Consider the following 12,374-nt stretch of genomic DNA (forward strand, 5'->3'; position numbering starts at 1 on the left):
CGCTCACAGCGCGTCGAGGGCGGCGGAAAGCCTCGCTGCCCTCGCATCCCAGCCCTCCGCAGCGACGGCCGCCTTCCGGGCGATGCCGTCGCGGTCCTGTGCCGCGCCACGGATGGCAGGCGTGAGGTCGCCACCGGGATCGATGGCATGGATCAGCCCCTCATAGGGCGTGAGCGCGGGAAAGCGCGTGGCCGCGACGGGCGTCCCGCTGGCCAGATATTCCCGCAGCTTCAGAGGATTGCAGGCGCGGATCTGGGGCGTGTCGCGGAAGGGAATGAGGGCCACATCCCAATGCTGCACATAGCCCGGCAATGCGGTGTGCGGACGCGGCCCGAGGAAGCGCACGTTCGGCAGCCCGGCCAGTGGTGACACGTCCGTCTGGACCGGCCCGATGAAGACGAAGCGCCAATCCGGAAGCGCCCGCGCCGCCCGCACCAGCATGCCGATGTCCAGCCAGTCCGACACACTGCCGTAGAAGCCCGCAACCGGACCTTCCGGGAGATCGGCCGGGCGGGCGCACGGCGTCGCGAACAGATCATAGTCCACGCCATGGGGCAGGAGGAGCACGTTGCGGCCGGCGAAGCGCTCGGCCAAGGGCGCACTGGCGGCCACGATCAGGTCCGCGCACGCCGCGAGCCGGGCCTCCAGCTCCAGCACGGGCGCATGATCGACGCCGGTGAGGGCGCCGAAGTCGTCGCCGCAATAATAGACCACCGCCCGCTCGCCCAGCGCCCCCACCACGCTCACCGCGCTCGGGAGCGAGGCCCACAGGATGGGGCGCTCCATGCCCATCTCCGCCATCACCCGCCGCACCTGCCGACCGATGAGGCGGCGATTGACCGCCTCCGCCAGCCGGCTGCCCGGCCAGGGGATGGCGAGGGGCGAGAGAATGCGGGCGGGACGGGGTCCCTCAGGTTCGGGCATGGACGCGGGGCGGGACGGGGCGCGTCCGGCGATGGCGCGGGCCTTGGCGAGGAGGCGCGCGAGATCGCGGGCATCGAGGCGCGGGCGGCGCAGGCCGATGGAGTTCACCCAGAGCACGGACCGGTCGGCCGCAAGGCGCGAGACGAGATGCTGGGTCGAGGACGGATGGGCGCCCCAATCCTCGCCGAACACCACGAGCGGAGCGCTCATGCGCGCTCGCCGATGCCGGTCGCGACCGGCAGGAAGGGACCGGCCACCGGCACCTCGCTGCCCGGATCGCGCGGCTCGGACAGGGCGCGGGCCAGCGCCACCGTCAGCGCGAGGGTGACATAGATGGGCCAGGACAGGCCTTGTGTGAGGAAGGTGCCGGACACGCAGAATCCGGCGAGGCCCGAGGTCAGCGCGAGCGCGGCGGTGGAGAAACGCGGATCGACGCCATGGCCCTGCGCCACGCTGAGACAGCGCAGGCTGAGGCGGATCAGCATGCCGATCATGGTGATGAAGGAGGTGAAGCCGAGGAAACCCGTCTCGGCCAGCACGCCGAACCATGTGGAATGGACCGCATGCTCGTGCCCGTCCCATTCCGGCGTGTAGAAATAATAGTTGAGCGGGAAGGTGTTGAGACCGACGCCGAGCAGCGGATGGGCCTTCACCATGTTCCAGGCCGTGCGCCACGCGATGAGGCGGCCCTCGGACGATTCGTCGATGCCCTGCTCCGCCGCGCCACCGGACGAGCGCCCGGAAATGCCCGCCACCGCATAGAGCAGCACCATGGCGCAAACGCCGATGATGCCCACCAGCATCTTGTTCTTCACATAGCGGCTTCCGATCACCGCCGTCACGGTCGCAAGGCCCAGAAGGCCGCCGCGGCTCTGGGTGCAGATGATCGCCGCCACCACGAAGCCGAAGCCGACAAGGCCGTAGAAGCGGTTGAGGAGATTGGTGCGGGCCACCACCAGCGCGCCGGCAAAGCTCAGAGGAAAGAGCAGCGCGAGGGCAAGGTCGTTGGGATCGCCCAGCACCGAGCCCACGTCGCGGCCGATGGTGACGCGGGTGCCCTCCACGAGCCCGATGCCGTGCACCTTGTTGTAGATGGCGACGCAGGAGACCGCGATGCCCGCCAGCACGATGGTCTGGCCGGCGAGCTGGAAGTCCGCCGCCTTGCGCGTGCACCAGGCGATCAGCAGGGTCATCAGGGCGACCTTGCTGAAGGAATCCGACCAGAACAGGAAGGACGTGTCCCGCCCGCTGGAGGTGACGATGGACGCGGTGCAGAAGGTGAAGAAGACCGCGAAGGCGGTCAGTTCGCGCGACCAGTAGGGCCGGATGGAGCGCATCAGCACCAGGTGCCAGAAGGTGACGATCAGGATCAGTTGCGCCAGCAATTGCGGGATGCGCAGCGGGCTCAGGACCGGAAACGCCTCGTGAATGCGCAGGAACGAGAAGCAGACGAACATGATGCAGGGCACGGAGGGGCGCTTGAAGGCCAGCACCACCACCACAAAGCCCGCGGAGATCAGCAGCGGCATCTCGAGGCCCGGCTGCTTCATCCAGGAATAGAAGACCAGCGCGACGCACAGCAGCGCGATCACGATTTCCCAGATGTGCCCGTCCCCCGTCGGGAAAGGACGGCGCGGGGCGGCACGCTGAAAGCTTTCGTCTGTCACGAATCGACCCGGCAGGCGTCGGAGGATCGCGCCATTCTATACCGCCATCCCCGCGGCTACGAGCCCGCCGCTAGGTGCCGGCGGATGCTGAGGGCGGCACTACGCCGGCAGCCGCATAGACGGCACAGACCTTGGGCAGCAGCACGTCCACCGCATAACCCTGCCGCGCGGCCCGCCATGCTGACTGCCCGAACGCTGCCCGTGCGTCCGGGGAAAGACCGGCGAAGGCCCGCACCGCTCCAGCGGCGGCCTCAATGTCCCCGGGCGGAAACAGCCAGCCGTTCCCGCCCGGTGTGATCACGTCCGGCAGAGCCCCCACCGCGCTCGCGGCCACCGGAATGCCGGCGGCCATGGCCTCGATGGCGGCAAGCGGCAGGCCCTCGGCCCGCGAGGGCATCAGCAGCAGGCCGAGGCGCGGCCAGATGCGAGAGGGGTCGGTGACGAGGCCGTGGAAGGTCACGATCCCGCGATAACGCCCCTCCAGTTCGACCCGCATCGGCCCGTCGCCGAAGGCCTCGAAGGCAAGGCCGGTGTCGCGGCACCGTTCGGCGATGGCGCAGAAGAGGTCCGGCCCCTTTTCCGGGCTGAAGCGGCCCACGAAGCCCACCACATCCGGCCGTGCGCCCGCAGGCGGCGCGGCGGGCACCGGCACGAAATTGCCGATGACCTTGGCCCCGAAGGGCAGGTTCCGGGCGATGGGGGCGCTCACCGCGATGCGGGGCGCCAGGACGGACGTCCAGGCATCGAGCATCTGATAGAGCGAGACCGGGAACGGGCCCCGCTCTCCCGCGTGGAAGGTGGACACGCACGGCGTGCCGGAGAGCCGCGCCGCCAGCCGGCCGAGGATGCCCGCCTTATAGCCGTGGGTGTGCAGCAAAGCCGGCCGCTCGCTACGCAGCGCGGCCAGCAGTCCGCCCAGCCCGCCCGCGAGAACCGTGTGCGGCACGCCGCGCGCGTCGAGTTGCGCCAGCCAGGGATTGGGCCCGTGGTCCGCCAGCAGCACCACCTGCGCGTCCCATCCGGCGCGCCGCAAGGCCGCAGCGAGCACGCCCACATGGGTCTCGATGCCGCCGATGGTGGAGGAATCCACCAGTTGCCAGACCTGATCCCCCACGCCTTGCCCCTTCCGGCGTCGATTTCGCCGCTTTCGCGCCCCGCGCAGCCCTTCTATGCCGCGCATGGGCCTTTTTCCCGCCGCCGGCTCTGTTATATGCGCGCAGCAGCAGTTTGAACGAAGGGTCGCCCGCCATGTCCACCGTCACCGCATTCACCGACAAGGCCACAGTGGCGCAGCTTACCGCCCGCATGCTGCTGGAAGTGGAAGCGGTGCGCTTCTCCTCGGGCGAGCCCTTCATCTTCACGTCCGGCTGGGCGAGCCCGGTCTATATCGACTGCCGCCGCCTCATCTCCTTCCCCCGCGTGCGCCAGACGCTGGTGGACTTCGCCATCTCCACCATCTACCGCAACATCGGCTTCGAGCAGTTCGACACGGTGGCGGGCGGCGAGACGGCGGGCATTCCCTTCTCGGCCTGGATCGCCGACCGGCTGATGCTGCCCATGCAGTATGTGCGCAAGAAGCCCAAGGGCTTCGGCCGCAACGCGCAGATCGAAGGCCATCTCGACGAAGGCTCGCGCGTGCTGCTGGTGGAAGATCTCACCACGGACGGCCGCAGCAAGGTGAACTTCGTGCACGCTTTGCGCAATGCGGGCGCCACCTGCGACCACTGCTTCGTCTTCTTCTATTACGACATCTTCAAGGAATCGAAGTCGATCCTTCAGGATGCCGGCCTTGAGCTGCACCACCTGTGCACCTGGTGGGACATCCTCGCGGCGGTTAAGACCATGAACCGCTTCGAGCCGGCGCAGGTGAACGAGATCGAGGCCTTCCTCAACGATCCCCACGGCTGGTCCAAGGCCCATGGCGGCGCCTCGCAGCTGAGCGAGTGACGCGCGGACCATGGATCTCTATCCGCTCGTCCGTCCCTTCCTGCCTCTCTTCACGCCGGAGCAGGCCCACGGCCTGTCCATCCGCGCGCTGAAGAAGGGCCTCGTGCCCGCCGACCGTTCGCCGGCCGACCCGGTGCTGCGCACCCGCGTCTGGAACATCGATTTCCCCAATCCGGTCGGGCTCGCGGCCGGCTTCGACAAGGATGCGGAGATCATCGATCCGCTGCTGTCTCTGGGCTTCGGCTTCGTGGAAGCCGGCTCCGTGACGCCGCGCCCGCAGCCGGGCAATCCCAAGCCGCGCCTGTTCCGCCTCGATGAGGACGAAGGGGTCATCAACCGCTTCGGCTTCAACTCGCAGGGCCTTGCCCCCTTCATCTACCAGCTCGGCAAGAGGAAGGCCGCCGGCCTGCCCGGCATCGTCGGCGCGAACGTGGGGAAGAACAAGGAGACCGAGGACGCGAGCGAGGACTATGTGGCGGGCGTCTCCGCCACCTGCCGGCTCGCCGATTACATCGTCTGCAACGTCTCCTCGCCCAACACGCCCGGCCTGCGGCTGCTCCAGGCGCGCACCGAAATGTCGGCCCTCATCGGCGCGGCGCTGTCTGCCCGAAACGACAGCCTTCCGGATGCCGCCACCCGCCCGCCCTTGCTGGTGAAGGTGGCGCCCGACCTCGACGACGCCGGTCTCGAAGCCGTCGCGGAGGTGACGCTCGAGCTCGGCGTCGACGGCATCATCATGGGCAACACCACCATCTCGCGCCCCGACAGCCTGCGCAGCCGCCACAAGGGCGAGACCGGCGGTCTCTCCGGCGCGCCGCTCTTTACCCTCTCCACCGAGCGGCTCGGCGCGCTCTACCGGCTGGTGCGCGGGCGCATCCCGCTCGTGGGTGCCGGCGGCATCGCCTCGGGGGCGGATGCCTATGCCAAGATCCGCGCCGGCGCGAGCCTCGTGCAGCTTTATTCCGCGCTCGTCTTCCACGGCCCGGCGCTGGTGCCGCGCATCAAGGCGGACCTCGCCGCCCGCCTGAAGGCGGACGGCTTCCGCTCGGTGGCCGACGCGGTGGGCGCCGATATCCGCTGATCAGGCGGGGCCGGTCGGGGACTTGCTGGCGACGTCCTTCGCCAGCAGGTCGCGGATTTCCTCCAGCAGCACCTCGGAGCGCGGCGGTGCCGCATCCTTCTTCTCCTCGTGCTTCAGCGAGTTGATGGCCCGCACGATGAAGAACAGGATCGCCGCGATGATGATGAAGTTGATGGCGATGGTGATGAAGTTGCCATAGGCCAGCACCGCGCCCTGCTTCTTGGCATCCGCGAGATTTTCGGCGGTGACGGCCGAGGAGAGCGGCAGGAAGTAGTTCGAGAAATCGAGCCCGCCGGTGACCGAGCCGATCACCGGCATGAAGATGTCACCGACCAGCGAGGACACGATATTGCCGAAGGCGGCGCCGATGATGACGCCGACCGCGAGGTCCACCACATTGCCTCGCATCGCAAACTGCCGGAACTGCCTCAGCATCCGTCTCTCCTCCCGTTCTGCAAACCGCTGACCCACGGACAACGCCGCGCCGGCGGATTCGTGCCAACCTCAAGCTTGCAGGTGCCGCGGCAGGCGGCCAAGGGGTGCGCTGCGACACAAGGCGGCGGGGCCAAAAATCTTTCCGTCACATTCCCTCCCGTGACGCTTTCATGACTTTGAGCGCGATGGCTCCTATGATAGGGAGTGCCCGCGCTCGGAACGGGCGTGGCCCGAAAAGGCCAATGGAAACATCCCTCGTGGACAGCATGGCGACAGCAGAGAGAATGGCGGACCGGCAGACCAGTTTCGACTACGAGGAGCTCCTCGCCTGCGGACGGGGTGAACTGTTCGGTGCCGGGAATGCGCAGTTGCCCCTGCCGCCCATGCTGATGTTCGACCGCATCTCCGAGATTTCCGAGACCGGCGGCGCCCATGGCAAGGGCTTCGTGCGCGCCGAACTCGACGTCAATCCGGACCTGTGGTTCTTCCCCTGCCACTTCAAGGGCGATCCGGTCATGCCCGGCTGCCTCGGCCTCGACGCCATGTGGCAGATGGTCGGCTTCTTCCTCGGCTGGCTGGGCTCCCCCGGTCGGGGCCGGGCGCTCGGCCTCGGAGAACTCAAGTTCTCCGGCCAGGTGCTGCCCAACGTGAAGAAGGTGGTCTACGGCGTGGACCTGAAGCGCGTCATGCGCTCCAAGCTGGTGCTCGGCATTGCCGATGGCTGGCTCTCCGCTGACGGCGAGGTGATCTACCGCGCCTCCGACCTGAAGGTCGGCCTGTTCCAGCAGGAAGCGGCGCCCGCCGGCGCCTGACACGCCCACGCCACGAACATGGCTCAGGGTAAGGCGGGCGTCTTTTTAGGCCCCCGTCCCCGCCTTGGGGCAGGTTGCCCTCTGGTAATGGCCGCAGGCCGGGACCATGTGCAGGCTCGCGGACCCTAGCGGCCCGCCCTATCTTGAACTTCACCGTGCCAAGGCCTGAAACTCCGCCGGGCACGGACCTGCCGGACAAGGGTCCGGCCTTTTGATTGGGAGGTGACATGCGGCGCGTCGTCGTCACCGGGATGGGCATCGTCTCGTCTATCGGGAACTCCACGCAGGAAGTGCTGGGCAGCCTGCACGAGGCCAAGAGCGGCATCACGTTCGCGGACGACTATGCGCGGCTTGGGTTCCGCTCCCAGGTCCAGGGCGCCCCGACCCTCGTGGCCGAGGACGTGGTGGACCGGCGCGCCATGCGCTTCCACGGCGGCGGCACCGCCTGGAACCACGTGGCCATGGATCAGGCGATCCGCGACGCCGGCCTTGAGCCCCACGAAATTTCCAACGACCGCACCGGCCTGATCATGGGCTCCGGCGGCTCGTCCACCAAGACCATCGTGGAAGCGGCTGACATCACCCGCACCAAGGGCCCCAAGCGCGTCGGCCCGTTCGCGGTGCCCAAGGCCATGGCCTCCACCGCCTCGGCGACGCTCTCCACCTGGTTCAAGATCAAGGGGCTGAGCTATTCCATCTCGGCCGCCTGCGCGACCACCAACATCTGCATCGGCAATGCCTATGAGCAGATCGTCTATGGCAAGCAGGACCGCATGTTCGCCGGCGGCTGCGAGGATCTCGACTGGACCCTCTCGGTGCTGTTCGACGGCATGGGCGCCATGTCCTCCAATTACAACGACCGTCCGGCGGTCGCCTCGCGCGCCTATGACAAGGATCGCGACGGTTTCGTGATCTCCGGCGGCGCCGGCGTGCTGGTGCTCGAAGAGCTGGAAGTCGCCAAGGCGCGCGGCGCCCGCATCTATGCGGAAGTCGCCGGCTATGGCGTCTCCTCCGACGGCGCCGACATGGTGGCCCCCTCGGGCGAAGGTGCCGAGCGGGCCATGCGCATGGCCATTTCCGGCCTCAAGGCGCCCATCGACTACATCAATCCCCACGCCACCTCGACGCCCATCGGCGATCTCAAGGAGATCGAGGCGATCCGCGCCGTGTTCGGCGACAAGTGCCCGCCCATCTCGGCCACCAAGTCGCTCACCGGCCATTCGCAGGGCGCCACCGGCGTGCACGAGGCCATCTACTCCATCCTGATGATGCAGAACGGCTTCATCGCGAAGAGCGCCAATATCGACGAGATCGATCCGGCCTTCGCGGACATGCCCATCGTGCGCGAGCGTGTGGACAATGCGAGCCTCGGCCACGTGCTGTCCAACGGCTTCGGCTTCGGCGGCGCCAACGCCTGCCTCGTGCTGAAGCACCTCGACGCCTGACCGGCGGCCGCCGGGCCGTCAGGATTGGAAACCTCAGGTGATCGCGGGCGCCATGGCGCTTCGCGATCAGGTCTGCTATCGCCGTTCGACCATGGCAGTTAAGGACAATCGGCAATGCACGACCTGATGAAGGGCAAGCGCGGCCTGGTGATGGGCGTGGCCAACGACCACTCCATCGCGTGGGGGATCGCGAAGAGCCTCGCTGGTCAGGGCGCAGAGCTTGCTTTCACCTATCAGGGCGAGGCCATGGCCAAGCGGGTGCGCCCGCTGGCCGAAAGCCTCGGCGCGAAGGTGATGATGCCCTGCGACGTGGAAGACCTCGCCAGCGTCGACGCTCTGTTCGATGCGCTGCGCAAGGAATGGGGTTCGCTGGATTTCGTGGTCCACGCCGTGGCCTTCTCCGACAAGTCGGAGCTGAAGGGCCGTTACGCGGACACGACGCGGGACAATTTCTCCCGCACCATGCTGATCTCCTGCTTCTCCTTCACGGAGATCGCCAAGCGGGCGGCCGAGCTGATGACCAACGGCGGCTCGCTGATCACCCTGACCTACGGCGGCGCCACCCGCGTGATGCCGAACTACAATGTGATGGGCGTGGCCAAGGCGGCGCTGGAAGCCAGCGTGCGCTACCTCGCCGCCGACTTCGGTCCCCAGGGCATCCGCGTCAACGCCATCTCGGCGGGCCCGGTGCGGACCCTTGCCGGTGCCGGCATCGCCGACGCCCGGCTGATGTTCAACTATCAGAAGCGCCACGCCCCGCTCCGCCGCACGGTCTCGCTGGAAGAAGTGGGCGGTTCGGCCCTCTATCTGCTCTCCGAGCTGTCGGGCGGCGTGACCGGCGAAGTGCACTTCGTGGACAGCGGCTACAACATCATGTCCATGCCGCACCCGGACGTGCTGAAGACGCAGGAAGACGCGGAAGCGAAGATGGCGGCCGAGACCGCCACCGTGCCGCCGAAGGCCGCCGAGTAAGCGGTTCACCACAGCGTTTCGCGTTCAAGGCCGGGCCCGCTGCCCGGCCTTTTTCATGTCCGGCAATGCACTCAGGCGATCTTCTCGATCTCCACTTCCCGGCCGGCCACCAGCGCCACATCGCCCACACCCTTGCCCATGAGGGCGGCGGCCAACGGCGAGACATAGGACACCGAGCCCTGCGCCGGGTCCGCCTCATCCTCGCCCACGATGCGGAAGGTCTGGCGGCGGTCATCCTCCCGCAGCAGCGTGACGGTGACGCCGAACTGCACCGTCTCGGGCGCCTCCGGCGGCTCCACAAGCTGGGCGGTGGCGCGGCGGGCGCTGTAATAGCGCAGATCCCGCGTCGCCCGCGCCATGGCGGTGCGGTCCGCCTGCACGTCGCCCTCCGTCTGCGCCGCCCCATAGGCCGCCCGCGCCTCCGCCAGCGCCGTATCGATCGCCGCGAGCCCCCGCGCCGTCACCAGATTGGGATGCGGCGAGATGGGCCGGTCCGGCAGGTCGGCAGCAGTGGCTTCGAGGTCGTTCTCACGGGTAAAGGCAACGGACATCTCGGGTCTCGGTCCTCGGGACGGCAAGTGGCGACCGACGGAGGGCGGCCAGGAAGAAGGTCAGATAATGCGCCCGATGCCCGAACGGAACGGGAGGCGGAAGGTTTTGCAGGCTTGGCCGCCTGAGGTTCGCCAAACAGGCTCGCGCCATTGATGACCGTATCACAGAATGATACGTTCATTCGCGGGGGAAAACATGATCCGGAGCTTCCGGGACCGCAGAGCCGAAGCGATCTTTGCGGGCCGCCATCCCGGCAAGGGATTTCCGGCCGATCTGGTCCGACCCGCTGCCCGCAAGCTGGCGATGCTCGACGCGGCAGCGGTGTTGGAGGATTTGCGAGCCCCGCCAGCGAACCGGCTGGAAGAGCTGAAGGGCGATCGGGCGGGCCAGCATTCCATTCGCGTGAACGACCAGTTCCGCATCTGCTTCGTCTGGGTGGACGGCGGCGTGGAACAGGTGGAGATCACCGATTACCACTGAGGACGAGCACCATGCCTGCCGATGAACAGAAACCCCTCGCGCCCGTGCATCCGGGCGAAATCCTGCGGGAAGAGTTCCTCCAGCCGCTCGGCCTGACCCCCTACGCACTCGGGGGGGCACTCCGTGTGCCGCGCACGCGGATCGAGCGGCTCGTGCGCGGGGAAACCTCCCTCACGGCGGACACCGCCCTGCGTCTTGCGCGCTATTTCGGCACCACGCCGGACTTCTGGCTGCGCCTTCAGACGGCGCACGATCTGCGCGTGGAGGAACGGCGGATCGCTGCCGAACTCGAACGCATCGCGCCGCGCGCCGCCTGAGCCCGCCCTCAGTTCCGCCCCTCTTCCAGAAGGCGGCGGGCGATGACCTGGGCCTGGATCTCGGCGGCACCCTCGAAGATGTTGAGGATGCGGGCGTCGCACAAAAGGCGGGAGACCTGATATTCCAGCGCGAAACCGTTCCCGCCGTGGATCTGGAGCGCGTTGTCCGCCGCCGCCCAGGCGACACGGGCGCCGAGCAGCTTCGACATGCCGGCCTCAAGGTCGGTGCGGCGGCCCTCGTCCTTCGCGCGGGCGGCGAAATAGGTGATCTGGCGGGCGATGGCGATCTCCACCGCCATCATCACGATCTTGTCCGCCACGCGCGGGAAGGCGATGAGCGGCTTGCCGAACTGGATGCGCTCCTCCGCATAGCGCAGGCCCGTCTCCATGGCCGCCTGCGCCACGCCCACCGCACGAGCCGCCGTCTGGATGCGCGCGGCCTCGAAGGTGTTCATGAGCTGCTTGAAGCCCTGCCCCTCCACCCCGCCGAGCAGCTGGCCCGCCGGCACCTCGAAGCCGTCGAAGCCGATCTCGAACTCCTTCATGCCGCGATAGCCGAGCACCTCGATCTCACCGCCGGTCATACCCTTGGCCGGGAAAGGATCTTCATCCGTACCCCGCGGCTTTTCCGCCAGCAGCATGGAGAGGCCCTTGTAGCCGGGCTCGGCCGGATTGGTGCGCACCAGCAGCGTCATCAGGTCGGCGCGCACCGGATGGGTGATCCAGGTCTTGTTGCCGGAGACCTTGTAGACGTCTCCCTCCTTAACTGCGCGAGTGCGCAGGGAGGCGAGATCGGAGCCGGTGTTCGGCTCCGTGAAGACGGCGGTGGGCAGGATTTCGCCGGAGGCGAGCTTGGGCAGATAATGCGCCTTCTGCTCATCCGTGCCGCCACCGATGATGAGCTCCGCCGCGATCTCGGAGCGGGTGCCCAGCGAGCCGACGCCGATATAGCCGCGCGACAGCTCCTCGGTGACCACGCACATGGCCTCCTTGGGCAGGCCGAGACCGCCGTATTCCTCGGGGATGGTGAGGCCGAACACGCCGAGTTCCGCGAGACGGCCGATCACCTCCAGCGGGATATAGGCGTTCTTGAGGTGCCATTCGTGGGCGTGCGGCACCACCTCCGCCTCGACGAAGCGGCGGATTTCCGAGCGCATGGCCTCCAGCGTCTCGTCAAGGCCGGCATCGCCCACCGTGAAGGCGCCATGGGCGTTGCGGATGATCGCGGCGAGCGCGGCACGCGCCTCCGCCGTGTTGCCGTGCTGGGCGAGCGCACCCACCGCCGCATTATGGCGCAGCGCCGACACGGCATCCTCGGAGAGATAGAGATCGACCAGGCGCACCGTCTCGCCTTGGCTCATGGCGATGCCGCCGAGGATCTGGGCGATGTATTCGCCGGCCCCGATCTGGACGATCAGCCGTTCCGCCTCACCGAACTTGCCGGACGCGCCGAGACGGTCGGCATAGTGCAGCAGTTCGCGCACGCCGAAGACGTAGGTGGCGAGCCAGGCAAGGCCGTGCACCGCGCGCTGCTCGCTCTCCAGCAGCTCGGCGGAGAGTTTTCCGCCCGAGGAGACCTTCTCCCGCACCGCCTGGGTCGCATCGGTGAGCGCACGTTCGAGAGCCGGCAGAGCGCTGCGCACCAGATCGACCACGTCGGCCCCGCTTTCGGAGGCAGAACGGAGGGCAAGGCGGCTTGGCATGTGACGGGTCTCCCTGAATGTTGTGCGTTGCGGTATTTT

The 12,374-nt window shown here is 67.9% G+C and carries 13 protein-coding genes; 7 read left to right on the forward strand and 6 right to left on the reverse strand.

The genetic code is table 11. The annotated features are described in order from the left end of the window. Positions 1-3 precede the first annotated feature (3 nt). The 3 genes from AZC_RS23750 to AZC_RS23760 form a co-directional block, all read right to left on the reverse strand. Entirely contained in the window at positions 4-1,134 is a 1,131-nt protein-coding gene (locus AZC_RS23750; protein WP_012173155.1) for a glycosyltransferase, read from the reverse strand. After that, on the reverse strand, positions 1,131-2,591 hold the full coding sequence (locus tag AZC_RS23755; RefSeq protein WP_012173156.1) for an O-antigen ligase family protein: 1,461 nt from the start codon (positions 2,589-2,591) through the stop codon (positions 1,131-1,133). Before AZC_RS23755 ends, AZC_RS23750 begins: the two co-directional genes overlap by 4 nt. 70 nt (positions 2,592-2,661) lie before the next feature. Next, positions 2,662-3,705 (reverse strand): glycosyltransferase family 4 protein, encoded by a 1,044-nt coding sequence (locus tag AZC_RS23760; protein ID WP_043879822.1) that lies wholly within the window; start codon positions 3,703-3,705, stop codon positions 2,662-2,664. 134 nt (positions 3,706-3,839) lie between these two features. Here AZC_RS23760 and AZC_RS23765 point away from each other — a divergent pair, with 134 nt between their 5' ends. Then, positions 3,840-4,538: an orotate phosphoribosyltransferase gene (locus tag AZC_RS23765; protein ID WP_043879823.1), complete on the forward strand. Its 699-nt coding sequence runs from the start codon at positions 3,840-3,842 to the stop codon at positions 4,536-4,538. A 10-nt stretch (positions 4,539-4,548) separates the two neighbouring features. Beyond that, positions 4,549-5,619, forward strand: a complete 1,071-nt coding sequence (locus AZC_RS23770) for a quinone-dependent dihydroorotate dehydrogenase (protein WP_012173159.1) — start codon at positions 4,549-4,551, stop codon at positions 5,617-5,619. On the opposite strand, the gene mscL is transcribed toward AZC_RS23770, so the two are convergent. Continuing rightward, a complete protein-coding gene (mscL, locus tag AZC_RS23775) occupies positions 5,620-6,054 on the reverse strand; it encodes a large conductance mechanosensitive channel protein MscL (protein ID WP_043879824.1) in 435 nt (144 codons plus the stop codon). It abuts the gene before it with no gap. A gap of 284 nt (positions 6,055-6,338) precedes the next feature. Between mscL and fabA the strand changes: the two genes are divergently transcribed. The 3 genes from fabA (at position 6,339) to fabI (ending at position 9,283) form a co-directional block, all read left to right on the forward strand. Beyond that, positions 6,339-6,866, forward strand: a complete 528-nt coding sequence (fabA, locus tag AZC_RS23780) for a 3-hydroxyacyl-[acyl-carrier-protein] dehydratase FabA (RefSeq protein ID WP_043879825.1) — start codon at positions 6,339-6,341, stop codon at positions 6,864-6,866. Positions 6,867-7,093: 227 nt separating this feature from the next. Beyond that, entirely contained in the window at positions 7,094-8,311 is a 1,218-nt protein-coding gene (fabB, locus tag AZC_RS23785; protein ID WP_012173162.1) for a beta-ketoacyl-ACP synthase I, read from the forward strand. A 114-nt stretch (positions 8,312-8,425) separates the two neighbouring features. After that, complete coding sequence (gene fabI / locus AZC_RS23790; protein WP_012173163.1) at positions 8,426-9,283, forward strand: enoyl-ACP reductase FabI; 858 nt, start codon at positions 8,426-8,428, stop codon at positions 9,281-9,283. Positions 9,284-9,354: 71 nt separating this feature from the next. Here fabI and greA read toward each other — a convergent pair whose 3' ends face one another. Continuing rightward, complete coding sequence (greA, locus tag AZC_RS23795) at positions 9,355-9,834, reverse strand: transcription elongation factor GreA (protein WP_012173164.1); 480 nt, start codon at positions 9,832-9,834, stop codon at positions 9,355-9,357. A 196-nt stretch (positions 9,835-10,030) separates the two neighbouring features. Here greA and AZC_RS23800 point away from each other — a divergent pair, with 196 nt between their 5' ends. Continuing rightward, positions 10,031-10,315 (forward strand): type II toxin-antitoxin system RelE/ParE family toxin, encoded by a 285-nt coding sequence (locus AZC_RS23800; protein WP_012173165.1) that lies wholly within the window; start codon positions 10,031-10,033, stop codon positions 10,313-10,315. An 11-nt stretch (positions 10,316-10,326) separates the two neighbouring features. Then, complete coding sequence (locus tag AZC_RS23805) at positions 10,327-10,632, forward strand: HigA family addiction module antitoxin (protein WP_012173166.1); 306 nt, start codon at positions 10,327-10,329, stop codon at positions 10,630-10,632. A gap of 8 nt (positions 10,633-10,640) precedes the next feature. On the opposite strand, the gene AZC_RS23810 is transcribed toward AZC_RS23805, so the two are convergent. Next, complete coding sequence (locus AZC_RS23810) at positions 10,641-12,335, reverse strand: acyl-CoA dehydrogenase family protein (RefSeq protein WP_012173167.1); 1,695 nt, start codon at positions 12,333-12,335, stop codon at positions 10,641-10,643. Positions 12,336-12,374: the final 39 nt, after the last annotated feature.

This window comes from Azorhizobium caulinodans ORS 571 (assembly GCF_000010525.1).
GTDB lineage: Bacteria > Pseudomonadota > Alphaproteobacteria > Rhizobiales > Xanthobacteraceae > Azorhizobium > Azorhizobium caulinodans.

Coding starts and splice junctions, on each gene's coding strand:
- AZC_RS23750 (WP_012173155.1), bottom strand. CDS start 1,134: ATGAGCGCTCCGCTCGTGGTGTTCGGCGAGGATTGGGGCGCCCATCCG.
- AZC_RS23765 (WP_043879823.1), top strand. CDS start 3,840: ATGTCCACCGTCACCGCATTCACCGACAAGGCCACAGTGGCGCAGCTT.
- AZC_RS23770 (WP_012173159.1), top strand. CDS start 4,549: ATGGATCTCTATCCGCTCGTCCGTCCCTTCCTGCCTCTCTTCACGCCG.
- mscL (WP_043879824.1), bottom strand. CDS start 6,054: ATGCTGAGGCAGTTCCGGCAGTTTGCGATGCGAGGCAATGTGGTGGAC.
- fabA (WP_043879825.1), top strand. CDS start 6,339: ATGGCGGACCGGCAGACCAGTTTCGACTACGAGGAGCTCCTCGCCTGC.
- fabB (WP_012173162.1), top strand. CDS start 7,094: ATGCGGCGCGTCGTCGTCACCGGGATGGGCATCGTCTCGTCTATCGGG.
- fabI (WP_012173163.1), top strand. CDS start 8,426: ATGCACGACCTGATGAAGGGCAAGCGCGGCCTGGTGATGGGCGTGGCC.
- greA (WP_012173164.1), bottom strand. CDS start 9,834: ATGTCCGTTGCCTTTACCCGTGAGAACGACCTCGAAGCCACTGCTGCC.
- AZC_RS23800 (WP_012173165.1), top strand. CDS start 10,031: ATGATCCGGAGCTTCCGGGACCGCAGAGCCGAAGCGATCTTTGCGGGC.
- AZC_RS23805 (WP_012173166.1), top strand. CDS start 10,327: ATGCCTGCCGATGAACAGAAACCCCTCGCGCCCGTGCATCCGGGCGAA.
- AZC_RS23810 (WP_012173167.1), bottom strand. CDS start 12,335: ATGCCAAGCCGCCTTGCCCTCCGTTCTGCCTCCGAAAGCGGGGCCGAC.